The following is a 23,701-nucleotide window of genomic DNA, read 5'->3' on the forward strand; positions in this document are numbered from 1 at the left end:
ACATCCGCCTTTTTGCGCATCTCACTGCCTTCATTGACGAGTCCACTATCGTGATCGCCATAAAAGATGACGAGCGACTGATCCCAAAGATCCCGTTGTTTCAACTCATCAATCATCTTTCCGACACCGGTGTCGACGTAATGGACGGTCTGGTAATACCGTTTCAACATTGGATCCTCATATCCGGACAGATCAAGCGTCTGATCTTCCTTGTCGATTTCATACGGTGTATGACTCGTCAACGCGACTAAAAACGAGAAGAACGGTTCTTGTAGCGTCTCCATGTGATCAATCGATTCGAGGAAGAACTGCTGATCGTTCAGCGCCATTCCGATTTTCTTCTCTTTTGAATAATCTTTTTGGCTGAAGAAGTGCTTAAAACCGATGTTCTTGTAAACATCGTCACGATTCCAGAAACCTTTTTCGTAAGCGTGCATTGCTGCCGTATCGTATCCGTTCTTCTCAAGTAACGCAGGTAGCGGCTCAAATTCATTCGTCGGATATTGCGTATAAACGGAACCTGATTTCAACGGGTAAAGCGATGTGTTCGTGATGAACTCAGCGTCCGAAGTTCGTCCTTCATGTGTCTGGTGGTAAAACGACGAGAAGTAGAACGATTCCTTCTTCAACTGATTCAGGTTCGGCGTTACTTCTTCGCCATTAATGGTCTGGTCNNTTTTTTTTTTTTCTTTTTTTCTTTTTTTTTTTTTTTTGGTAATAGAGCGACGAGAAGTAGAGCGATTCCTTCTTCAATTGATTCAGGTTCGGTGTCACTTCCTCATCATTGATGGTTTGGTCGATGACTGAAGCCTGGAATGACTCAAGCTGCACCAGAATGATATTCGGTGTCTGCTTCGGACCGGTTGGATTTGCATTTTCTTTTTGATTGATACGCTGTTGCTCCTGTGCCGTCAGTCCGTCGCCGGGTTGTCCGGTCACGCCTTTAAACACATCCCACCCGTGATAACCCCAAAAGCCGAACAGGTAGTAGTCACGCATATCGGAGATTGTTGCCGTCGGTTGACGATCTTCCGTTAGCGTCCGGTACGTCAGCAGCGAGGCAGACAAAATAATGCCACTGACTGCAAGGATTCCAGCTGTCCGACGGCGTGTTTGCGCCGTCGTTACTTCCGGTCGTTTGCGGAAGACAAAGAGCAGTACCATGAAAATCAAACTATCAGCGAACAAGAGGAAGTCTTGCGGTACGATCAAGGCAGTGAAGCCGCTACTGACGTCACTCATCTGCGTCATCTGTGAGAGGAGCGAGACGGAGAGGAAGTCCTCGAAGTAACGGTAGTACCACATGTCGGAAGCCAGCAGAAAACTGTGCGCCAGCAGTAAACCGAGCCAGACCCAGCGGCGTTTATTCCACGGAATCAGTAACGTCCAGCTCGATAGGATCAGCATGCCAGCAAGATTCATCAGTGTTAAATGAAGCGAAAGGTCGGTTTTTGTAAAATAACTAAATAGCATGAACTTCAGCATGCCAAGTAACAGATAAAGGGTGTAGCGAATCGCCATGGTCAGTACTCCTTACGTGTGTCGTCAATCGGTCTTTACCCTAAACGGCAAATCGAGGAACGCATAGATGTGGGAAGTATACAATCTGAAGGTGAAATGGCGATTGTTTCTGAATCAGGCAAAAATAGAACTATTACCAAGACAGGAAGTCATGTTCGCTCGTTTCATGAATTAATCGAGGAATTGGTTTGAATTTCCTCTTGAATTCAAACAATTGACGTTAATTTGCCCGGAAAGCGGGAATAGAAAGCGTGTACGTCCATCGTCCGTCACTGTCTTTTAAAAAAGGAGCGAAGTCATGTCAAACGTGAAACTAGCGGTCATCTATTACAGCGCAACCGGAACGAACCATCAACTTGCCTCATGGGCAAAAGAAGCGGGAGAAGCAGCAGGGGCGGAAGTCCGTCTTGCGAAAATCAAGGAGACAGCCCCAGCAGAAGCGATCGCTTCGAACCCATTGTGGCAAAAGCATGCGGAAGCCACACGTGATATCGAAGAAGCGACACCGGATCTACTCGACTGGGCAGATGCGATTATCTTTAGCGTCCCGACACGTTACGGTCATGTCCCAGGACAATTCCAACAGTTCCTCGACACGACAGGCGGACTGTGGGCACAAGGCAAACTCGTCAATAAAGTCGTCAGTGCGATGTCGTCGGCACAGAATCCGCATGGCGGTCAGGAAGCGACTGTTCTCGCAGTTTATACGACGATGTTCCACTGGGGTGCAATCGTTGCGGCACCAGGTTATTCGGATCCTGTCTTGTTCGCAGCGGGCGGAAATCCATATGGTACATCGGTCACTGTCGACCAAGACGGTAACATGGTTGAATCAGTCGAACCAGCCGTGCGCCATCAAGCGAAACGGACGGTTGAAGTGGCAAGCCGTCTTAACTCATAACATTACCTAATTCAAAAAGCGCCGGAATGCTGATTCGCATTCTGGCGCTTTTTCGTATGCATCATGTATGTTGTGTCAACGGAAGTTCGACTGTGAACGTCGAGCCTTGTCCTTCGATCGACTCGACATGGATTTCTCCATCATGTCCACGCGCAATTTCGCGACAGATCGAGAGCCCAAGACCAGTACCGCCGATTTGACGGGTGTCCGAATTGTCAACACGATAGAATTTTTGGAACAGGTTACTCATCGCAGAAGCTGGGATCCCGATACCCTCATCTTGAATCGCGACCGTGACCCGTGACGCGTGTCGCGTCAGTTGAATATCGATCGTTCCACCAGCTGGTGAGTATTTGATCGCATTGTTGATCAGGTTACTGAATAATTGGCGAATCTTCTTCGCATCCCCTTCGACGATCAATGGTTCGACGTTTCGGAATATTTCAATCGCGTGGGAAGAAGACGACAGACTATGCAACTGTTTCAAATCCCGAATCATCGCGACGATATCGAACGGTGCCATCTCATATTCCTGACGGTTTGCTTCCATCCGTTGCAAGTCGAGGAAGTCATTGATCAACAGCGACAGGCGTTCTGTTTCCGAATGGACCGCTTCGAGATACTTCTTCTGTCGCTTCGGTGGCAGGTCCCGCTGAATCATCAGCTCAGTAAAGCCATAGATCGACGAGAGTGGTGTCCGCAGTTCGTGTGAGATCGTCGAGACGAGTTCGTTTTTGATCCGGTCAATCTCGACTTCATTCGTCACGTCACGTAAGACGAGTAAAATCCCGCGGAACTGTCCACCATAATGAATGCTCTCGGAGTACGTCTTGATGAAGCGTCGCTCTTGATCGATCGAGAAGGTGGTTCCTTCACCGATTTCTCGTTTCACGAACGTCTTTTTCAAGTAACGTTCGAATTCCGGTAGTTGGTCGACGCGATGCTTGAGTTGAACGACAGACGGAGTGATGTTCATCAGCCCATTCTCATCGAGACTGTCATCAACCGGATGGTCAAACAGATCGAGCAATGGTCGGTTGATTAACTGAATGTCGCCGTCGGGCTCGATATACACGATCGATTCACGGATCGAGTTCAACAGTCGCGCTGTTTTTTCCCGTTCGCGTTCAATCTCGTCGAACGTCCGCATCCGTAGGAGTGACAACGCTAGCTGACGCGCGAAGGCAGCGAGTTCTTCCTGCTCGTAACGATCAAACCGATCCTGATTACGGGACAAGAAGATATAGGCGATGATCTCATTTTGACTCGGATCAAGAACCGGTGTGACAGCGCGCGCGACTTCATCTTCGAACTGCGTATGCGGTCGTTTGTCTTGTCGCGACTCACGTAATAACGGCTCAATCGTTGGCATCCAATCTTCGACTGTGAGCGGTGTCTGCGGATAAAAGACGATATCGATCACTTTCGTACCATCTTTGAAAATCAAGGCACCTTGCGTCGCATTCGTGATTTCAACCATCTTTTGAATGACGGCAGGATAGGCACTGATGCTATCACGCGACGCAAGTGTCTCCGTCAATTGATTACGTAGCCGTAAATGGGACTCGTTCCGTTGCGTCAGTTTCAACGCATCTTCGAGATTAACGTTCGTCGACATCAATTGGTGTTTGTTTTCAATCAAGGCTGTCGCCATCTGATGGAACGATTTACTCAATTCACCGATCTCGTCAGCACGGTTCAGCGGAATCAACGGTAACGTATGCTCACCACTTGCAAGGAGCTTGCTCTCCTTGCTGAGAAGGTGGATTTGTCGCGTCGTCCGTTCGATGAACGGGCGGACGATCAGCAAGATGACGAGGAACAACACGATCAGGTTGACGAGCCAAATCCACTCAGCGTACTTCGTCTGCGTGACAAGCTGTTCTTTTGCACCGAGTTCTTTCGCGCGGAGACTACTCCGGTAGTTCGTGAACGTACTCTCCATCGTGTTGACACTTTTACGCATCGTTTCACTGTTCGAGGCATTCATCTTGAACTTCCGATTCGGGTCCCGAGGTACTTGTGGCATCATCGCTTTTAGACTCGGCATCTGCAGGAAATGCTCGTCAATCGTGCCCGATTGCTTTGCTTGGACGTATTTAATCAAGCTGGGCATGACGAAATTTGTATAAGAATTATAGAGCGACCGGATATCAGACGCATAGATTTGATCCGCTTTATATAAGCGATTCTTTTCAAACCAAGCCGTCTGTTGTTCGAGTGATGCCTTCTTTTCATCAATCACGTCGAGCACGGCGTCATCTCCGAAGACGATATAGCCCCGCATCTCGTATTGAAGGGACTGCCAATCGTCCCAGAGTTTCGTCGCCCGATCTTCGCGCATGCTGATCGCATCGAGCTCTTGTTTGGCATCCATGACTTGGTGGTTCGTATAAAAATAAGCAGCCAAAGAGGAGACGGATAAGGTAATAAGAATGAGATAAAATGACGACATGATCTGTCGACTGATCTTTTGATTGAACCATTTTCGCATATGGATTATGGATGCTCCTTTGTATATGTGAGTCGAGGGTCGATTAGATGTATTACATTGGAATATTTGTTACCGTAATCGTACATTTTTTAGACGGATAAATATAGTCATAATGTATAAAATATCTTCAAAATAAGAGATTCACGTTCACAAGAAAATAAAGAACGACAAAAAAGCAGGACGAGAGCCTAGTCTCATCCTACTTCGATACCTATTAATGATGTTCAACGACAATCTTTCCAATCGTTTTTCCACTTTCGACGAGACGGTGTGCTTCTTTTAGATTGTCGGCGTTCATGCCGATCAATGTCTGTGTCACCGTCGTCTCGAGCGTATGCTCTTCGATCCATGCTGCGACTTGCGTCAGAATCTCATGTTGGCGAATCATATCATCTGTCGCAAACAGCGGGCGCGTGAACATGAATTCCCAGACGAACGTCGCACTCTTTTGTTGGAGTGCACTTAAATCGAGTTTTTGATTCGTCTCGACGATGCTACAGATTTTCCCTTGCGGTGCGATCACATCGACCATCGTCTCGAAATGTTGGTCCGTCGCATTGAGACAGAAAATATAGTCAACGTATTTGTAACCGAGGGCTTCGAGCTGAGGACGGAATGCGTCGTGGTGATTGATCGTATGATGCGCACCGTGTTCCTTCGCCCAATCAATCGTCTCGTCGCGTGACGCGGTACCGATGACCGTCAATCCAGCGTGATTCGCAAGTTGTGTCGCAATCGAACCGACACCGCCAGCGGCTCCGATGATGAGGATTGTCTTCTTAAGATTCGACTTAGCATCAAACGTCAATCCGAGACGATCGGTCAATGCTTCATAGACTGTCAGCGTCGTCAACGGGAGAGCAGCCGCTTCACTGAACGTCAACCGTTCCGGTTTTTTAGCGACAATTCGTTCATCGACGAGTTGGAAGTCGCTGTTTGATCCAGGGCGCTGAATTGCACCAGCGTAATACACTTCATCACCGACTTGGAAGAGGGAGGCATCATCGCCGACTTCAACGACGACTCCCGCTGCATCATAACCGATGACCTTCGGGGCGTCTTCGTCTTTCCCGTGGGCACGGACTTTCGTATCGACCGGGTTGACGGAGACAGCTTTGATCTCAACTAAGAGATCGTGTCCTGTTGCTTCTGGTCGTGGTAGTTCCAGATCAATCAGACTATCTTGTTCCGTTAAAGGTAAGTGTCGGTGGAAACCGACAGCGGACATATTCGACATCAACAATCATCCTTTCCAGATAGGAATCGTTTCTCTCCATCTGTTCCACGCCCGCTCGGTCTTAAAACCAGTTGCGAAACTTTGAAAACGGATTCCCCTTCTGTCATCAACGGAAGAATGCTGGATAGATATGGTAGCATATGAGAGTAGCTATCCATTTTCGAGAAGGAGCGATTTTGTATGTATGACGTCATCTCTCTACCGGCAGGAACGACTCAAGTCACGATTGAACGTTACCTCGTCCATGCTCATCCGCACCCCCGTCCGTATCGACCCGCGCGTTTGATTGCCTTACGTCAAAGTGGTGGCGTCATGCATCGACTGTATCGCACGGAGCGGGAAATCGTGCTCTCTCCGCACGAGGCACTCGCCCCACAAGTCCAGCGGCTCTCGTTCTCGCAACAGGAGCGTGTCCTTGCGTATATCGAAGAACGTCGCGCAAGCTTTGGTTTTGATGAAGGGGAGGAATACAAATTTTACTTACTCGAAGTAGCATATGAACTTCGTCACTTACCACGAACGGATCGACCGATTCGGGCACATACGTACTATCAACTGGATGAGCTGTTGTCGGGTCGACCGCTCGTCTTGCGAGCTAGAAGTCAAGAACGCTCCACATGAGATAAAAAAACAGTCCACCTTTCCTTACGTTCATCGCGAGGAGGGCGGACTGTTTATTAAAGTGCTGGCGTTGGCGTCGGTGTGACACCGGTCTTCGCATAAGTTTGATCGATTGCAGTCCGAATTTCCTTGACGGAGCTACCTTTTTGATAAGCGACGATCGACTGTGCCGCGATATCGAGACACGTACCACACGTAATGCCGTGCGTCGTCCAGGTCGTTGACGTAGCGTTCTGTTCTTCGATGAAGCAGTCATAGTTGCTCGTATGACCCGCAGATTCACCACAACCGCAATAACATGGCATCTTCTTCAATAAATCGGGATGTTTAGCGACGGAGCGATAGATTGTTTGAATCGATTGATCCTGCTCATCGAGAAAAGCAGGTAACGTGTCCGGTCCCGCGGTCTTCTCGAGTTGATCATCGGCACCGTGACTGGCATGGTCAGCGTGATCTTCGTGATTCGTGTGTTCTGTTTTTGGAGTATCCGTCTGTTCAGCCGTCCCGCATGCAGCGAGCAACAGGCTGAGACTAAGTGGAAGTCCAAAACGATACAGTCGTCTTTGCATAGTCGGCCTCTCTTTCATTGTCTTACCTTCATTATAAGGAAAGTAAAACGATGAAAGCATGACGATTTATTGACGCTTATTTCGTGAGTGCTTGTGTGATCGTCTTGATGTTCGCTTGCATCATACTGTAGTACGTGTCGCCGTCTTTACCCGGTGCTCCGAGCGAGTCGGTGAAAAGTGTGCCAGCGATCGGAACGCCGGTCTCACGAGAGACAGTCTCCATACTCCGCCGGTCGACGCTTGTTTCGACGAATAGGACAGGGATGTCTTGCTCCTTGATCGTATCGACGATCCGGCGGACTTGTGCCGGCGTTCCTTGATTATCCGAGTTGATCTCCCAAATATAATCCGCTTTGACGTCATAGGCAGTTCCGAAGTATTTGAAGGCACCTTCACTCGTGACGAGGTGACGTTCTGCTTTCGGAATGTCGGCAAACTGCTTTTTCGCTTCCTGATCAAGCGTCTGCAGTTGTTTGATGTAAGCCTCGGCATTTTTCTCGTAGTCCGCTTTGTGCTTCGGATCTTCCTTGATCAATGCCTGCTTGACGTTTTCGACGTATTGAATGCCGTTACTCACATCGAGCCACGCGTGCGGATCGGTTTCTGATTCCTTGCCTTTTGTCGTCAGGTACTTTGGTTCGACGCCTTGACTTAAACGATAGACTGGCGCGTCAGACGCATCTTTACTGGTCGTTGCCCGAAGTTTGTCGAACCAAGCACCGCCGGCTTCAAGATTCAGACCGTTATAGAAAACGACATCCGCATCCGCCATCGCTTGTACGTCTGCCGGAAGTGGATCATACTCATGCGGATTTGCCCCGATCTTAACCATGCTGTGAACATCAACGTGTTCACGACCAACTTCGCGGGCGAGATCAGCGAGGATTGAATACGTCGCAACGACCTTCAGCTTTCCGTTATCTTCTGCTGGTGTCGAACAAGCAGCAAGCAAGACTGTGCTGAGGAGGACGAACAGGAAAAATTTTAATTTCATACCGTAGACTCCTTTCGTTTCCGGTGACGCATCAGACCGTGACGTGGTGAAAAGATGAAGACGAGTGCGAACAGCGTCGTCGCGACGAGGACGATCGATGCACCAGAGGATAAATTGTAGGTGAAGCTGAAATACAGTCCGACGATGGCGGACAGCGTACCGAAGCCTGCTGCTAGGAACAGCATCCGCGAGAGACGGTTCGTCAGTAAATACGCTGTCGCAGCTGGTGTGATCAGCATCGCAACGACGAGGATGATGCCGACCGTCTGAAGGGAAGCGACGGTGACGAGTGTCAGCAATGTCATCAATCCATAGTGAATCCAGCGTGTCGATAGTCCATAGGCTTGCGCCATTGTCGGGGCAAAGGAACTGATCAGCAACTCTTTGTAGAACAAGAAGATTCCCCCGAGGACGATCAATCCGATGATGACGGTCATCCACATATCGCTCGGACGGACCGCGAGGACGTTGCCGAACAAAATGTGATAGAGATCGCTACTGCTGCGCAAGAACGAAATCAAGATGATCCCGAGGGCGAAGGCGGACGTGAAGAGGATGCCGATCGCTGTGTCGTTCTTGATGCGACTGTTTTGGCTGACGAAGCCGATTCCAAGTGCCGTCACGAGACCTGTGACGATGGCACCGATCAAGAAGTTGATCCCGAGTAGGTAGGAAATCGCGACACCAGGTAAAACGGCGTGCGAGATCGCATCCCCCATCAACGACATCCCGCGTAAGATGATGAAACAGCCGATCACGCCGCAGATGATGCCGACCATGACGGCGGTGATCATCGCTTTTTGTAAGAACTCATACTGAAATAATGCCTCGATGAACGTCATCCTTGTCCCTCCTTACGTCGTTCGAATAGCGGTAAGCCATACGCTGGTTCGAGCCACTCCGGCGTCAAGATATCAGACGGAGGACCGACAGCGATTAGTCGTTTGTTCAACAGCATCAACGTGTCGAAGTAGTCCTCTGCTTTATGCAGATCATGGTGGACGACGACAATCGTCCGCCCTTCGGCTCGGAGTGTCCGTAAGAGTTCGATGATCATCTGCTCACTGGCGACATCGATACCGACGAACGGTTCGTCCAGCAACAGTAGTTCTGCTTCTTGGGCAAGGGCACGCGCCAGAAAGACNNACGCGTTCGAGACATTCCATGGCGAACGCTTTTTGTGCTTTCGATGGTCGTTTGAATAAGCCGAGCTTCGGATAACAGCCCATCAACACGACATCCTGCACACGAACCGGGAAGTCCCAATCAATTGCACTTCGTTGCGGGACGTATGCGACACGTGACCGGACAGCTTCGAGTGGTTGATCGAGTACGCGTAACTGCTCGATCCGAGCGGGAATCAGACCGAGGATGGCTTTTAAGAAAGTGGATTTACCGGCACCATTCGGTCCGATGATACCAATCAGCGAAGCGACCGGAAGACGGACGGATACATCGGCGAGTGCATGTGTATCAAAATAGGAGACCGTGAGTCGGTTAACATCAAGGGCGTACATGAATGCTCACTCCTTTAGTTTTATGGTATAGAGAAGGAAAGTTTCCTTAGGGCAAAAAGTAGATTAAAAATTTTTGATGATTCATTACTAGAGAAAGATTCGGTCTACTAATAATGTTTCCTTAAGGCAAACTTTAAAGCCGTGAGAAACAGTTGTCAACTGTTTTTCGATATCGATCGCGAATCAACTCGTGCTAAGATGAAAAGGCAGAATCGTATGGGGGTGAGGAGATTGCGTCAGACAGCAGAACAACAATGGAAGTGGCTATTGCTCGATGCGCTTGCGAAGGAAAAGCGAGAGCAAGCACAGCAAGTCATCGAAGAAGTCTATCCGTATGACATCGCGCAAGTGTATGAAGAATTAGGAGAAGACGATCAAGCACGACTCCTCGATTATCTCGATCACGAACGATTGGCAGATGTGCTTGAGGAGCTTGAAGGAGAGCAACGTCTTGCCGTCTTGCGTCGTTTAGACGTCGAGCGCGCCGGGCATGTCCTCGATTTAATGGAAAACGATGATGTCGCGGATTTACTGGAGGAACTGGGACCAGAAGAAACTGACCGTTTGCTTGGTAGCATGCGGACAGACGAGGCACTGATCGTCCGCAATCTCTTGACGTATCCACCGGAGACGGCAGGGCGTTTGATGACGAACCGGTTCATCTGGGTGGGAGAGGATTTCACGGTCGGTGAGACGGTCGAGAAGATGCGTGACTACATCGAATACTCGGAGACGATCAATTACGTGTACGTCGTCAATCAACTCAGTGAACTCGTCGGTGTCATCTCATACCGGGACGTCATCTTAGCTGAAAATACGGAACGAATCAGCGATGTCATGGAGACGAAGGTGATTCGGGTCGCAGCAAAGACCGATCAGGAAGAGGTCGCGCAATTGTTCGAACGCTACGATCTCGTTTCGCTACCAGTCGTCGAAGGCGATGTTCTCGTCGGATTGATCACGGTCGATGATGCACTCGATGTCTTACGGGAAGAAGCGAATGAAGACATCGAGAAACTCTCAGCATCCGGTAAATCAATTGATTTCGAGACGAAGCCGTGGATTGCTGCAACCCGGCGCTTGCCATGGCTCGTCTTGTTACTGTTCATCGGGCTCGTCTCCGGATCGATCATCAGTCAGTTCGAAGAGACGCTTTCAAAAGTTGTCGCGCTCGCCTTTTTCATGCCAATGATTGCTGGGATGACCGGAAATACCGGTACCCAATCGCTCGCGGTCGTCGTCCGTGGATTGATCACGCGTGAAGTCGATAAGCGGGTCGCGACGCGATTAATCCTACGAGAACTTTGGGTTGGTTTGATCATTGGTATCATTTGTGGCGTCTTGATTGCTATCATTGCGTACGTCTGGCAAGGAAGTGCCGTCTTAGGTCTTGTCGTCGGCAGCTCACTCGTCATCACGCTGATTTTTGGAACACTGGCTGGAACGATCATTCCGCTCATCTTACATCGCTTAAAGATTGACCCGGCGATTGCGTCCGGACCGCTGATCACGACGTTGAACGATATCTTGTCGCTCCTCGTCTACTTCGGGATCGCGACCGCGTTCATCAGTCGCTTGATGTAAAAAAACCGAACCGATTCGCCTTCTCTTCAAGAGAAAGGGAATTGGTTCGGTTTTTTTCATGCATTCTCATGCGTCGTGCGAATCCAGACCGCCAGTGGACCGACGTCGTCAAAGCCTGCTTCGAGCGCCGTGATCAGGTGATCACCGTATTCGTATCCGACGAGCGGTTGACCGGGGAAGTGTGCGGAGCACAAGCGTGCGATATCATCCCATAAGCGTTCATCAAGATAGTCGGAACTAACGTACATCAATCCGGTCGTCGTTTGGTTCGAGTAGGCGATGCAACTTGCCTGTTGTGCTTCGCAATAGAAAAAGCGGACGTCCGGATGTTGCCATAACGATTCCGGTAACTCCGGTGTCGCTTGGATTGCTTGGAAGCGAGTAAACTGCGTGGCATCCGTGACGACAGACCAATCGACGGGAAGAGCGCGACGATCGAGTATGGCGGGACGGGTCATCCATTCTGCTGTGAACAGGTGACTGAGACCAGCGCTTGAGAAATCATAGCTCGCCGTACAGTCCTTGATGCTGTACACGTCGGTTGCATTAATTCGCTGATGAGGAAGGCGAACCATCAGTTCCGGATAATAACTTGGAACGCTTCCTTTAGCGAGCCAGGTCGATTCGGTTTCTGTCACCTGGCATCCGACTTGTTCACAAACAAGGCGACACCAATCGAAATTGTTTTGGATGGCAGATTGACGCATATTTGATTCCCCCTTAATCCTCTTCCGGTTGTTTAATCAAAACGTATGACAAGGTAGCAATTAACGTCAAGAACAACCCGCAGCCAATCGTGATATACGCCATCGTGAAGACCTTACCGAGCGTCGTCGTCGGGATGAATGTCGGATGCCCGACCGTACTCAGTGTCGTGATGCAAAAGTAAAGCGCATCGATGACCGAAAGGTTTTCTTCCGTACTATAGAAGATCGTCCCAGAGACGAGTGTCAACAAACAAAGGATCAGTAGTCCGCGGAAGTAAGACAAGTGAAAGGCGTGGCGCAACCCCTTGAATAGGCGTGAAAAAATCGTCAGTACAGATATCATCGAATCTCTCCTTTAAGATCGGTGCGTCGAGTCCATCGTATCATGAATGAGATAATCATTCTTTCCGGCATGTTTGACACATCTATCACCTGATCAACCTGTAAGTTCAAGCGAAGAGGCATTTTTCTTGAATGGAGGAAGAACATCCCATAAGTAAGCGAACGTGAATAAGCTGAGCAGTTAGTGTTGCGGATGTGATGGAGTGCGTAAAAATATATCAATCGACATATAGAACATGATGAAGGTCGGAATCAGATAGACGATCGTAAAAAGAAACAAGGATGGCATGCGTTCCGCTCTTCGAGATGATTTTTAGATAGATAGTCTCAGTATAGTGGGCGCAGATTGCTTAGGCGGATTGAAATTTTAAAAAAGGGGAATCAGTCGAGATTCAATGTCAGCCGTCGTATTTTAGCGACACCTTCGAGTCCTGACGGATCATGATGCGTCTTATGGGCGACGAAATGTTCATCGGCTTCCGTCGTCCGGATTCGTAACGGACGTTCGTCACGGTGGACGACCTCGAAGATCACCTCAGCCAGAGCTTCTGCCGATTGGCGGTCGGCATGTCGCGTTCGGTACGTCTGCAAATAAGCCGTGATGATCGGTTTGAAGTCGTCTTCGTGTAAGCCACCCGTCCGTTCAAGTTGATCGAGAACATTTGCGGTAAAGTTCGTCTCGACGGCGGCCGGTTCAATCAGGGTGACGTCGATATTGAAGTACGGTTTATAGTAGGTCGCAAGACTTTCGAACAGCCCTTCGATTGCAAACTTACTGGCACAATACAGTTCATTCATCGGTTGACCGACGAGACCACTGACGCTTGAAGTCGCGAGTAAGTGACTACCTTCCGGTGCTTGTTTGAGTAAGGGGAGGCAGGCTTCAATCGTTCGGATGACACCGAAGACATTCGTTTCGAAGAGTTGCTTGATTTCATAACTTGTCGCTTGACCGAGTGCGCGCAGTAAACCATGACCGGCGTTGCAGAATACAACGTCCAGGTGATCGACCTCTTGTTCGATTTGCCGGATGGCTGCCTTCACGCTTGTTTCATCTGTGACATCGAGCGACAAGAAGGTGAGCGTCGGTAACGACACAGTCATCTCACCCGGACTCCGAACACCAGCGTAGACAGACCAGCCGGCTTCCGCAAACCGCTGCGCCGTCGCCAGACCGATACCGGAAGAAGCACCCGTGATCAATATCGTTTGCATATCAATTCCTCCGTTCTGAAAGTAGTTGTCTTCTATTATTTACCCGAATTATCGTCGAATTATTTGCAATAAAATTGCGTATATTAATGAAAAAACTTAATATAAAGAAAAAAGGAGGTAGGAATCGATGGGGCAAATCGAACGGCTGCAACAGATGCGGGAATGGATCAAGACGAGTCCTGAAATTTCGCTGGATCAACTGATGCAGGAGTATCAGATTTCACGAGATACCGCACGTCGTGACGTCATCGTCCTCGAACAAGAAGGGGAGATCATTCGTGTTAAGAATGGATTAGTCCGTGCTGGTGGGACGCTTGCATATGAACAGCGGACAGAGAAACCGGAAAAACGGCGGATCGGACAGCGCGCGGCGCGTCACGTCCAAGCGAATGATCGCTTATTGCTCGACGCTGCAACGACGGTATCTGAGATGGCACGGGCACTTCCGCCTTATCCACTACACGTCATCACGAACTCCCTTGACATTGCAGACTATGTCGGAGCTCGCATGGATATTGAGCTGTACGTCACGGGAGGGCGTTTCGACCGGCATGCGCGAAGCTTGAGTGGGATCAAGACGGCAGACGACATCCTGAATTATCAAGTCGATTGTGTTTTTCTTGGAGCATGTGGGTTGACGGAAGAAGGACTTTTTGCGGAACAACTCGAAGAAGCGGTCGTAAAGAAAGCGATGATTCGAAGTGCGACCCGTGTCATCGTCCTCGCGGATCATACGAAATTCAATAAACGCTTTTTGCATAAGGTCTGTGATTGGGGACAAATCGATATGCTCGTCACCGATCAAGTACCAGACGCAACGTGGCAAGAACGACTAGATCATTATCATGTCGATCTCGACGTGACAGAGGAGGAAACAACATGAACTCGATTCAAACGACGCTCGTCGGATTTGGTTTTTCAGCGGTGACGTTTCACGTTCCGTTCTTACAGGCATTACCGGCATTTGAAGTGACGCAAGTCGTCTCGAGTCGACCGGAGCAGGTGGCACAACATTTCAGTGAGGCGACAGTCGTCGCGACACTCGCTGAAGCTTTGCAAGATGAGAATACGGAACTTGTCGTCATCACGACACCAACGGCACTGCATTTCGAAATGGCAAAACAAGCGATCGAAGCAAAAAAGCACGTCTTACTCGAAAAACCGGCCGTCGTGACGATCGAAGAAGCACTGGCGCTGCAAACGTTAGCAAAACAACACGGGGTTCAAATCGCCGTCTATCAAAACCGTCGCTTTGACGGGGACTTCCTGACACTTGAACAATTGATGGAGATGAACGAAATTGGGGACTGGCAAGTCATTGAGTCACGCTTTGATCGCTATCGCCCGGTTGTTCGGGAGCGCTGGCGGGAACAAGCGGGTGATGGTGCCGGCATCCTGTTTGATCTCGGCTCACACTTACTCGATCAAGCACTTGCCTTGTTTGGAGAACCGGATGCTCTGACGGGCGATGTTTACCTGCAACGTGACGGTGCTGTTGTCGATGACGGTTTCCATGTCACGCTACATTACGGTACGCGGCGTGTCATTCTTCGCTCGGCATCCTTCATCCAAGGACCGACACCGCGTTTTGAGTTCCATGCGACACGCGGCAGTTACATCAAATACGGAATGGATCCACAAGAAGGACGGCTTGCGAAAGGTTATGCTGTCGATGGACAGCTCGGCGAAGATGAAGTGGACTCCTATGGCTATCTCCAGATCGCCGATCAGCCAGTTGAGCGCCTCGCGACACTTCCAGGCAGTTATGCGACGTTTTACGAACAGTTGGCAGAAGGACTTCGCGGTGGACGGGTACCTGTCGATTTACGCGACGCTGAAAAAACAATGCGCTTGATTGAAGCAGTGCGCATCAGCAGTGATGAAGGACGACGCCTCTTACGAAAGGAATGGGATGCATGGAAGAATTGAAAGTGCTGCTTGCGGAAGAGGAAGAACTCGTCCTGACGTCACTGACGAATACGGAAGCGATCGGGATGGGACATGAGTTGATCGGACGGGCGATGAAGAAAAACTTGTCGATTGCCGTTGAAATCAAACGGAATGGGCAGCGTTTATATTACGCGGCGCTCGATGGTACGGCACCGGATCAAGAAGAGTGGATCCGCCGGAAATCGAACGTCGTCTTGCGACATGGCTATAGCTCGCTGTACATGCGTCGGTATAATGAGAGCAAACATCGCTCGTATCATACGATGTATGCTGTTTCTCCAGCCGATTATGTCGATGCCGGTGGGTCGTTCCCGATCCGGATCGAAGGAGTCGGTGTCGTTGGTACGATCACCGTTTCCGGTCTATCGCAGGAAGCAGACCATCGTCTTGCGACGGAAGCGTTGCGTTTACTTAAGAGACAACAGCTGGAACAGTGATATAGATTCATTCGATGTCCTCGCGATGTTCCATTCGCTTTCCTTGGGCGAGACACAAGCCAGTCTCGGCTGTCATAGACAGCCGACTCGGATCTTGTTCGTCTCTGACAGTACGATAAATCGTGCTTTTTCCTGTAGGAGTCGTGTGGAGAAGTGAATACTTTCAATATTATGTGTAATTATTTATAAAATAAGTAATTTTTTTAAAAGTATTTTATTATTAATCTTACTTAATTATTATTATAGGTTTTTGAAAGATAATTGCGAATTATGATTAGTTATGTAAAGAAATTTAGAAAAAATAAATGATATAGCCCAAAGATGATTAATACTATTTTTTAGATCTTATTAAAAAATAATAAATTGATGTGATAAAATTCCTATTTTGTATAATAATAACTATGTTGAAAAGATTATCAAATGTAAAATCGAACAATTAAAAGATGAAATTTTCGGAAGATATTTATTGAAAATTAAGTTAAACAATAATTTTTTAAATACAATGACCATAGTAATGATGAATTCGAGTCAAGCTAATGAATTATTGTCAGATAAATCTGTAAATAAAGTTATAGAGTTCATTTATTTACAAAATACATGTGAAAAATCACTCGTTAAAAACATAGGTTTTATAAATATTGTAAATATTTTTCCGTTGTATGAGTCGAATTCTGGAAATGTTCAAGAAAAAATAAATATAATTATTTCTGAAGGACAACTTGATGAGATGCAACGACAGAATAAATACGCATTTGAAGATGTTTTCTTGAACTCTGAAAAAGTAGTTTTTGCTTGGGGAGATGTTCCGAAAAAAGTAAGCGCAAAAATCCATAATCATGAAGTACTTATGATCTACGATTTAATAGTTTCTTATAATTTACAAAAAAGGTTTATTTATTTAAATACAATGAATACAATAGTAAAGGTTTGTGTCTTACAAAAAAGAAGCGACCACGTCATCCGAGTCGAAACACGCTAAAAGGATATATTCAAGTGAAAAATATGAAGGTTTCACGAAATTTTTTGTACTTAACTTAATTATTTTCAATACAAATAAACAGATCATCTTAAATTGAACAAGCTTTGATTCTTCAAAAAAATATACATTAATACATTACATTATAGTTCAAGACTCGATTTCTAAAATATTTGCTCATTTTTTACATATATCAATATTAATTTTGGTGATTTTATTATTTGTTCCGCTCATTTTTTGTAGCAAAATTATCAACGAAGACACGTTTCATTGTATCGCTAGAAGCTTAAGGATAAACCACCGTATTATTATCATATAAGGGAGTTTATATTAACGTTCGATATCAAAAATCATTGAGCCGTTCTATAGTTCTTTTCGAATACTTTGATCGAAGACTTGACAATCTAGACTGTGATTAAATACGAACGTATAGTTATAAGAGAGGCACTTGCAGGATGTCAAATTCGATTCATAAGATATTAACTTTAACTGCCTTATGGTGTCGAAAACAAAGATATCTTTTCAAGAACTATCATTTTTTTCTTAAAAGCATATAAAGCATTTTGTACGTAAATAATACCTTTATGATTAATTTCAATATGTAAGAAATAAGTTTCTTAAAACGTATCAAATTAGGAGGGAATTAGAGTAATGATTCAAGGTCAATACAGATTTTCAAATGACACCTTAATAAATACCATTAATACCAAAAACGAGAATTATCATATAGTAAAGCATGAATATATACATAAAGTTTTATCAGGAGCAACTTCCTATGGACTTTTATTAGTAATGATAGAAAAAGCAAGTTTTATCGACAATTCTAAGAAATGGTTATTTGATGAGTTAATAGATCTTTGTTCAAAGATGCAAGAACAAGTTGCGACATTTTTAGAATATATACATATTTTAGAAGTAGAGGGGCTGGAAAAATATAAAGAAAAAAGAGAGGAATTAAGATTATTTAACAAGAGATACTACAATTTTTTCTACGCAATAGAACAATATGTAAGCGTAGAAAATCTGAATAAAGAGAAGATAGAAGAATTATCACTTCATGTCTTAAACTACGGCATTTTGGCAATGAATGTTGACATTGAAAAGGTTCCTTTAAATGATTGGAAAAATAAAAAGGATGTTCATAGATTTTTTTCAGATCAAAATAATTCTATTTCATTTAATCCTAATAAAAGATTTGAAATAATTATCAAAAAATTTTTAGCTGAAAAAACTTCTTATGATGAAAAAATACAACAAGTTCTTCATGACAGCTTTTTAGAAGATCTTCATCCAGATTATGTGATTAAAATTATGATTAAACTTTATGAGAAATCTCACGGCATAAACAGGATAATGAAAAGACTCTCTGGTTTTGATAACTTCGAAGAAGATTTAGATCCTAAAGATTTAAGTTTGATATCAGCATTTCCCATGAAGAATGATAAGGCAGTTCCTCATAGTATAAATAGTACGAATTTGAAAACAATCTTTTCTAAATTAGGTGAAGATAATAAGAACACAGTGCTTTTTTTTCAACATCTTATAAGTGGTTTAGAAGAAATGTCTTTATTAAGTTGTCTCTATTTAAACGAGGCAAAGCTTTTAACGTCTTATTATAAAATGGAAGATATAATAAAAATTATTAAAAATATAGAAAACCCCGTTATTTTTATTCAAGGAAAGCTATATAGAATGGTTCATCAAGAATTACTAGAAGAGTGCAGTAATCGAAAAGTATATATAGCTATGGATAATGCATTGAACTCAAGTTTAAAAGTAATTGAAGATTTGTTTTGCAATGCTTATTACATTACTATCCCAGTTGATGATTTTGAAGTTGTAGCAATATATAAAAATAATCATATTCTATTGCAACCCGTTATTAAAGAAATTAGAAATGTCATCAATAGGCAACTTAGCTTGTATCATATATTACCAGCAAGTTTTTCTGAATATTTGTCTTTTGATAAAAAGGAAATAGAAAAAATTTCGAGAGCATTATTTGAACTCAGTAATTTAGGACTACAAGAAAAAGATTTTGGTTTTTGAAAACTAAATTTAAATATTAAAAAACATACTGTTAAGGGAGAATGGATGTGAGTTCTCCCTTAACAGTATGTTTTAATCTTTTTATTTTTTTAGTTTACAATGTAAAAGCATTTACATAAGTTAATTAATTCAAACCCATATTTGAATAATTTATTGATTCTCGATATGTCAATTCAAGACACTTATGGTTGAACGAATGCATGCTTGAGAAGGCGATGTGTCACTTTAGTTGCTGTATACGGCTCAAAACCGAATCGTTCATAAAAGGTACTGGCATCGTCCGTATAGAGCCAGAGCTCGGAATACGTCAAAAGTGCTTCCGGGATGATTTTCTCAAGTAGTTGCGTACCAACACCGTGGTGTCGCATTTCTGGCAAGACATAGACATGACGAATCCGACCGACGTCGTTCGTGCCGGTTTGTTTCATATACCCCCCGCACGCGATGACGTGTCCGGAAAGAGATAAAGCGACGAACAATGCCTCACCATCCTCTTGGAACGTTTCATTTCGCCGTTCGCGTAGCATCCGTTCGATGAAGGGATAGCCTTCCTGTGTACTCTTTGATAAAATTGGTAACCAGTTGAAGGCATCAAAATCGTTGACCCGTTCGATTGTCATCTCCATCTGTCATTCCTCCTTCTTCTCTCTTGGATATTCCTTTTTCGGGAGCGGGAAAAACACGAATCGAGAATCAATTCGAGCTTTTTTTAAATAGAGACTGGATTTTTAAAAGCTGTTTTGCGTATAATGAGAAGTAATGGATTGAACGCAAATGAAAGGAAGTGGCCGTCACAATGAGCCTCAGCCGTTTAAGTAAAGAAGAGATTACTGATCTTTCGCTGATCGAATTCGTCAATGAAATGTTGCAAGAAGCTGGCGAACAGCCAATCACGTTCGATGACATCACGTCAGAAATCGAAAAGTACCATACGTTTACAGATGAAGAAGACAAGTTCGAGAAACTTGCTCAACTCTATACAGACATGAACATCGACGGAAACTTCGTTAACGTCGGAGCGAACCGTTGGTCACTCCGCGCTTGGTATCCGTTTGATAAGTCGGATGAGGATCTCGTCATCGAAGCGCGTCAACGTGGAGAACTTGATGAGTTTGAAGAAGAGTTCAACTATGATGCAGAAGAAGATGAGTTCGAGACGATCGAAGACGATCTCGATACATTCGCGAAGACAGCAGACTATGATTCAGCTGACGACAGCGAAGACGAGGATACGTTCAAAAAAGTCGCAGCCATCGATGATCTCGATGACGATCTCGACGAAGAAGACTTAGAAGACTTCGAAGAAGAAGAGGAAGTCTAAGCACGATCAACTACAACTGTACAGCTGCTATTTCCCTATAGAAATGGCAGTTTTTTCGTTGACGGCTGACGAACGAGCGCGAAAATTTTTCTCTGAAAAATTAGGCTTGACGAAGTTTTCCGAATGACGTAAGTTAGTCATGGGCTTCTTTAAGCAACGTGCTTATTTCAGCAAAAGTGTCTCCTATTATGGGGGCACTTTTGCTTTTTTGTTTTTACCACCTCTGTTTTGTTGAGATGTGAATTAGAGAAGGGAGCAATATTTAACATGACAAAGTATATTTTCGTAACAGGTGGCGTCGTATCGTCACTCGGTAAAGGGATCACCGCTGCATCGCTCGCTCGTCTCTTGAAAAACCGTGGCCTTAACGTCACGATCCAAAAATTTGACCCGTACATCAACATCGACCCGGGTACAATGAGCCCGTACCAACACGGGGAAGTTTTCGTCACAGATGATGGCGCAGAGACAGACCTTGACCTTGGTCACTACGAGCGCTTCATCGACATCAACTTGAGCCAGAACGCAAACGTCACGTCTGGTCGTATTTACTCGACGATCCTCAAGAAGGAACGCCGTGGAGACTACAACGGTGGAACAGTTCAAGTCATTCCGCACATCACGAACGAAATCAAAGACCGTGTCTTCCGTGCTGGAAAAGAAACGAGCGCAGACGTCGTCATCACGGAGATTGGTGGAACAGTAGGGGATATTGAGTCGCTTCCGTTCATCGAAGCCATTCGCCAAGTGAAAAACGATATCGGAAAAGAAAACGTCATGTACGTCCACTGTACGCTTGTTCCGTATCTTGCAGCAGCAGGTGAGCTCAAGACGAAACCGACACAACACAGTGTCAAAGAACTCCGTAGCTATGGTATCCAGCCAGACATCATCGTCTTACGTGCAGAGCACCCAGTCCCACAAGAGATGAAAGATAAAATCGCTCTCTTCTGTGACACACGTCCGGAAGCAGTCATCGAAGCACAAGATGCATCGACGCTCTACGAAGTACCGCTCAACTTGCAACGTCAAGGCATGGACCAACTCGTCTGTGACTACTTCAAGTTCGACACACCAGTTGCTGACATGACGGCTTGGAAACAACTCGTCCACACAGTGACGCACCTCGAGAAGACGACGAAGATCGCACTCGTCGGGAAATACGTCGAATTGCGTGATGCGTACATCTCAGTTGCAGAAGCACTGAAACACGCTGGATTCGCCTTCAACAGTGATATCGAAATCGACTGGATCAACGCAGAAGACGTGACGCGCGAAAACGTCAACGAATTGCTCGGTTCAGCAGACGGAATCCTCGTTCCTGGTGGATTTGGAGAACGCGGAATCGAAGGGAAAATCGAAGCGACACGTTTTGCACGTGAAAACAACGTACCGTTCTTCGGTATCTGTCTCGGTATGCAACTCGCGACAGTTGAATTCGCACGTAACGTACTCAATCTTGAAGGCGCACACTCAGCGGAAATCGACCCAGCGACACCATACCCAATCATTGACTTGTTGCCAGAACAAAAAGACATCGAGGATCTCGGTGGTACACTCCGTCTCGGACTTTACCCATGTAAACTCGAAGATGGAACGAAAGCACGTGCCGCGTATTCAAGCGAGCTCGTCTACGAACGTCACCGTCACCGTTATGAGTTCGGTAACGAATTCCGTGAGCAGTTCGAAGCGAACGGCATGGTCTTCTCAGGTACGAGCCCAGACGGTCGTCTCGTTGAGATCATCGAGATTCCAGAACACAAATGGTTCGTCGCGTGTCAGTTCCACCCAGAATTGATCTCGCGTCCCGAACGTCCACAAGCACTCTTCCATGACTTCATCCAAGCTTCACTTGGTGAATGAAAAGAAAGATAATCAAAGACGCGGTAACCTTCAGCATTTTGAAGGTTACCGCGTCTTTTTTTTGATTGGTTATATTCAGAACTACATATTATAGAAGAAAAGTGTTAATCCCACTCTTCCGTCATCTCTTGTAGTTGCGTCAAGATATGTGTCAGGAGGAACGCGCAAAGGGCAAGACTCGGCAGTCCGTGACGTGAACCGTCCTCTGCCGGAAGCAATCCTTTATTAAACTTCAATGCGAGCGGTGCAATCGAACGCTCGAGCGTTTCTGTCACGTCACTGAGTGTGATGATCGCATAAGGCGTATGCCATGCGTCATAGCGGGCAAGAGAAGCGAGAAGGTCGGAGCGTTCCGTATCTGGCGTAAAGATTAAGACGCGATCGACAGCGTGCAGTGTCTTTCGATCCTTGATTTTCGTAACCCGTTTCATCTGATCCGGACCTTCTGAGAGCATTGGATAGAGTCCTTCACATTCACCGTAAGCGTCGACGTAGACCGTGCCTTCTCCGACGAGCGCCTGTGCGAGCAGACGGACGACATCGAATAGTTCGTCTTCCTGTTTTGCGAGCGTTTGCAATTTTCCGTTGAATTGTGTAGCTAAGATTTTCATCATTTTTCTTCATCCTTTCTGTATTTCTCTCAAGGACAGTATAAAGCAAGTTTTGCTTTAGTGTAGAATGGAAATAACTAGAGGGGGAGTGGCAGAGATGAAAGGCAGATTGTTGATCGTCGAGGATGAGCCGGGAATCCGGAACTTACTTGCACAATTGTTCCGGACAGAAGGGTATGAAACGGACGTCGCCGTCGATGGAGAGGAAGCGATCGTCTACTTACAAGAAGCGGCATATGATTTGCTGTTGATGGATGTCAACATGCCGGGGCGGACCGGGATCGAGGTTTTACGTCATCAGGACCGGATCGGACGACGTGTCCGGACGATTTTAATGACGGCACTCGGTGAAAAAGAAGCGATGGAAGAAGCGAAACGATTAGGGGTCGTCGCCTTCTTCGGGAAGCCATTTGACATCTTCGAATTAAAAAAAGAAGTGACTGTGCAAATTTCTCACGATGTAAGCGGTTAATCCTTCACGTCGCCGTCACAAACCAAAAAACCAAGCGAAATGCTGTACGTTCCGATGAATCAGTATGTTATAATCAGTCTGAAATTGCACGAGTTCGTGTAAGCAGCGATCAAAACAGAGGAGGATGTCATTATGCCATTAGTATCTATGACAGACATGTTAAACAAAGCTCTCGAAGGTAAGTATGCAGTAGGTCAATTCAACATCAACAACCTCGAGTGGACACAAGCGATTCTCGGTGCGGCTCAAGAAGAGCAGTCACCAGTTATCCTTGGAGTATCTGAAGGTGCAGCACGCCACATGGGCGGATTCTACACTGT

General features: G+C 46.1%; 22 protein-coding genes and 2 pseudogenes. 12 read left to right on the top strand and 12 right to left on the bottom strand.

All coding sequences use genetic code 11. The annotated features are described in order from the left end of the window. Positions 1 to 629: LTA synthase family protein (locus B2751_RS03250; protein ID WP_290772764.1), on the bottom strand; the 629-nt coding region annotated here is incomplete at its 3' end. A gap of 1,190 nt (positions 630 to 1,819) precedes the next feature. Here B2751_RS03250 and wrbA point away from each other — a divergent pair. Continuing rightward, positions 1,820 to 2,422 (top strand): NAD(P)H:quinone oxidoreductase, encoded by a 603-nt coding sequence (wrbA, locus tag B2751_RS03255; protein WP_035410786.1) that lies wholly within the window; start codon positions 1,820 to 1,822, stop codon positions 2,420 to 2,422. Between the two features lie 61 nt (positions 2,423 to 2,483). Here wrbA and B2751_RS03260 read toward each other — a convergent pair whose 3' ends face one another. Beyond that, a complete protein-coding gene (locus B2751_RS03260) occupies positions 2,484 to 4,916 on the bottom strand; it encodes a HAMP domain-containing sensor histidine kinase (protein ID WP_290772768.1) in 2,433 nt (810 codons plus the stop codon). A gap of 214 nt (positions 4,917 to 5,130) precedes the next feature. Continuing rightward, complete coding sequence (locus tag B2751_RS03265; RefSeq protein ID WP_290772931.1) at positions 5,131 to 6,144, bottom strand: zinc-binding alcohol dehydrogenase family protein; 1,014 nt, start codon at positions 6,142 to 6,144, stop codon at positions 5,131 to 5,133. 189 nt (positions 6,145 to 6,333) lie between these two features. On the opposite strand from B2751_RS03265, the gene B2751_RS03270 reads away from it, so the two are divergent. Then, positions 6,334 to 6,774 (top strand): hypothetical protein, encoded by a 441-nt coding sequence (locus tag B2751_RS03270; RefSeq protein WP_290772771.1) that lies wholly within the window; start codon positions 6,334 to 6,336, stop codon positions 6,772 to 6,774. Positions 6,775 to 6,830: 56 nt separating this feature from the next. Here the strand turns inward: B2751_RS03270 and B2751_RS03275 are convergent, their stop codons facing one another. From B2751_RS03275 to B2751_RS03290, 4 genes and pseudogenes are all read right to left on the bottom strand, one after another. After that, positions 6,831 to 7,343 (bottom strand): PCYCGC domain-containing protein, encoded by a 513-nt coding sequence (locus tag B2751_RS03275; protein ID WP_214852058.1) that lies wholly within the window; start codon positions 7,341 to 7,343, stop codon positions 6,831 to 6,833. 76 nt (positions 7,344 to 7,419) lie between these two features. Further along, positions 7,420 to 8,337 carry a metal ABC transporter substrate-binding protein gene (locus tag B2751_RS03280; protein ID WP_214852059.1) on the bottom strand — a complete coding sequence of 306 codons (918 nt, stop codon included), beginning with the start codon at positions 8,335 to 8,337 and terminating at the stop codon, positions 7,420 to 7,422. Continuing rightward, a complete protein-coding gene (locus B2751_RS03285; protein WP_290772775.1) occupies positions 8,334 to 9,179 on the bottom strand; it encodes a metal ABC transporter permease in 846 nt (281 codons plus the stop codon). The genes B2751_RS03280 and B2751_RS03285 overlap by 4 nt, the downstream gene beginning before the upstream one ends. Further along, a pseudogene (locus B2751_RS03290) lies at positions 9,176 to 9,854 on the bottom strand (metal ABC transporter ATP-binding protein). The gene B2751_RS03285 and the pseudogene B2751_RS03290 overlap by 4 nt, the downstream one beginning before the upstream one ends. A 231-nt stretch (positions 9,855 to 10,085) precedes the next feature. Between B2751_RS03290 and mgtE the strand changes: the two are divergent. Then, positions 10,086 to 11,438 carry a magnesium transporter gene (mgtE, locus tag B2751_RS03295; protein ID WP_290772778.1) on the top strand — a complete coding sequence of 451 codons (1,353 nt, stop codon included), beginning with the start codon at positions 10,086 to 10,088 and terminating at the stop codon, positions 11,436 to 11,438. Between the two features lie 56 nt (positions 11,439 to 11,494). Here the strand turns inward: mgtE and B2751_RS03300 are convergent, their stop codons facing one another. The 3 genes from B2751_RS03300 to B2751_RS03310 form a co-directional block, all read right to left on the bottom strand. Continuing rightward, positions 11,495 to 12,145, bottom strand: a complete 651-nt coding sequence (locus tag B2751_RS03300; protein WP_290772781.1) for a hypothetical protein — start codon at positions 12,143 to 12,145, stop codon at positions 11,495 to 11,497. A 13-nt stretch (positions 12,146 to 12,158) separates the two neighbouring features. Then, positions 12,159 to 12,488 (bottom strand): potassium channel family protein, encoded by a 330-nt coding sequence (locus B2751_RS03305; RefSeq protein WP_290772784.1) that lies wholly within the window; start codon positions 12,486 to 12,488, stop codon positions 12,159 to 12,161. A gap of 380 nt (positions 12,489 to 12,868) precedes the next feature. Then, entirely contained in the window at positions 12,869 to 13,702 is an 834-nt protein-coding gene (locus B2751_RS03310; RefSeq protein WP_035410754.1) for an SDR family oxidoreductase, read from the bottom strand. Positions 13,703 to 13,829: 127 nt separating this feature from the next. Between B2751_RS03310 and B2751_RS03315 the strand changes: the two genes are divergently transcribed. The 5 genes from B2751_RS03315 to B2751_RS03335 all read left to right on the top strand — a co-directional run bounded on the left by B2751_RS03315 (position 13,830) and on the right by B2751_RS03335 (position 19,114). Continuing rightward, positions 13,830 to 14,585 carry a DeoR/GlpR family DNA-binding transcription regulator gene (locus B2751_RS03315; RefSeq protein ID WP_056064125.1) on the top strand — a complete coding sequence of 252 codons (756 nt, stop codon included), beginning with the start codon at positions 13,830 to 13,832 and terminating at the stop codon, positions 14,583 to 14,585. Continuing rightward, positions 14,582 to 15,631, top strand: coding sequence for a Gfo/Idh/MocA family oxidoreductase (locus B2751_RS03320; protein ID WP_290772788.1), 1,050 nt, complete (start codon positions 14,582 to 14,584; stop codon positions 15,629 to 15,631). Before B2751_RS03315 ends, B2751_RS03320 begins: the two co-directional genes overlap by 4 nt. Further along, positions 15,619 to 16,089 (top strand): heme-degrading domain-containing protein, encoded by a 471-nt coding sequence (locus tag B2751_RS03325; RefSeq protein WP_035410746.1) that lies wholly within the window; start codon positions 15,619 to 15,621, stop codon positions 16,087 to 16,089. Before B2751_RS03320 ends, B2751_RS03325 begins: the two co-directional genes overlap by 13 nt. 466 nt (positions 16,090 to 16,555) lie before the next feature. After that, on the top strand, positions 16,556 to 17,068 hold the full coding sequence (locus B2751_RS03330) for a DUF1643 domain-containing protein (RefSeq protein WP_290772791.1): 513 nt from the start codon (positions 16,556 to 16,558) through the stop codon (positions 17,066 to 17,068). A gap of 648 nt (positions 17,069 to 17,716) precedes the next feature. Then, positions 17,717 to 19,114 (top strand): hypothetical protein, encoded by a 1,398-nt coding sequence (locus B2751_RS03335; protein WP_290772794.1) that lies wholly within the window; start codon positions 17,717 to 17,719, stop codon positions 19,112 to 19,114. A gap of 182 nt (positions 19,115 to 19,296) precedes the next feature. Here the strand turns inward: B2751_RS03335 and B2751_RS03340 are convergent, their stop codons facing one another. Then, positions 19,297 to 19,740, bottom strand: coding sequence for a GNAT family N-acetyltransferase (locus tag B2751_RS03340; protein WP_290772797.1), 444 nt, complete (start codon positions 19,738 to 19,740; stop codon positions 19,297 to 19,299). Between the two features lie 170 nt (positions 19,741 to 19,910). Between B2751_RS03340 and rpoE the strand changes: the two genes are divergently transcribed. Then, positions 19,911 to 20,435 carry a DNA-directed RNA polymerase subunit delta gene (rpoE, locus tag B2751_RS03345; RefSeq protein ID WP_035410737.1) on the top strand — a complete coding sequence of 175 codons (525 nt, stop codon included), beginning with the start codon at positions 19,911 to 19,913 and terminating at the stop codon, positions 20,433 to 20,435. Between the two features lie 267 nt (positions 20,436 to 20,702). Next, entirely contained in the window at positions 20,703 to 22,298 is a 1,596-nt protein-coding gene (locus tag B2751_RS03350; RefSeq protein ID WP_290772800.1) for a CTP synthase, read from the top strand. A 104-nt stretch (positions 22,299 to 22,402) separates the two neighbouring features. Here B2751_RS03350 and B2751_RS03355 read toward each other — a convergent pair whose 3' ends face one another. Then, the gene (locus B2751_RS03355) at positions 22,403 to 22,912 is read right to left on the bottom strand and encodes a DUF2529 family protein (RefSeq protein WP_290772802.1); all 510 of its coding nucleotides are present in this window, start codon (positions 22,910 to 22,912) and stop codon (positions 22,403 to 22,405) included. A gap of 94 nt (positions 22,913 to 23,006) precedes the next feature. Between B2751_RS03355 and B2751_RS03360 the strand changes: the two genes are divergently transcribed. Then, positions 23,007 to 23,381 (top strand): response regulator, encoded by a 375-nt coding sequence (locus B2751_RS03360; RefSeq protein ID WP_035410731.1) that lies wholly within the window; start codon positions 23,007 to 23,009, stop codon positions 23,379 to 23,381. A gap of 132 nt (positions 23,382 to 23,513) precedes the next feature. Further along, positions 23,514 to 23,701, top strand: a pseudogene (locus B2751_RS03365) (class II fructose-bisphosphate aldolase); the annotation flags it as partial.

The organism is Exiguobacterium sp. UBA6282 (assembly GCF_002440475.1).
Taxonomy (GTDB): domain Bacteria; phylum Bacillota; class Bacilli; order Exiguobacteriales; family Exiguobacteriaceae; genus Exiguobacterium_A.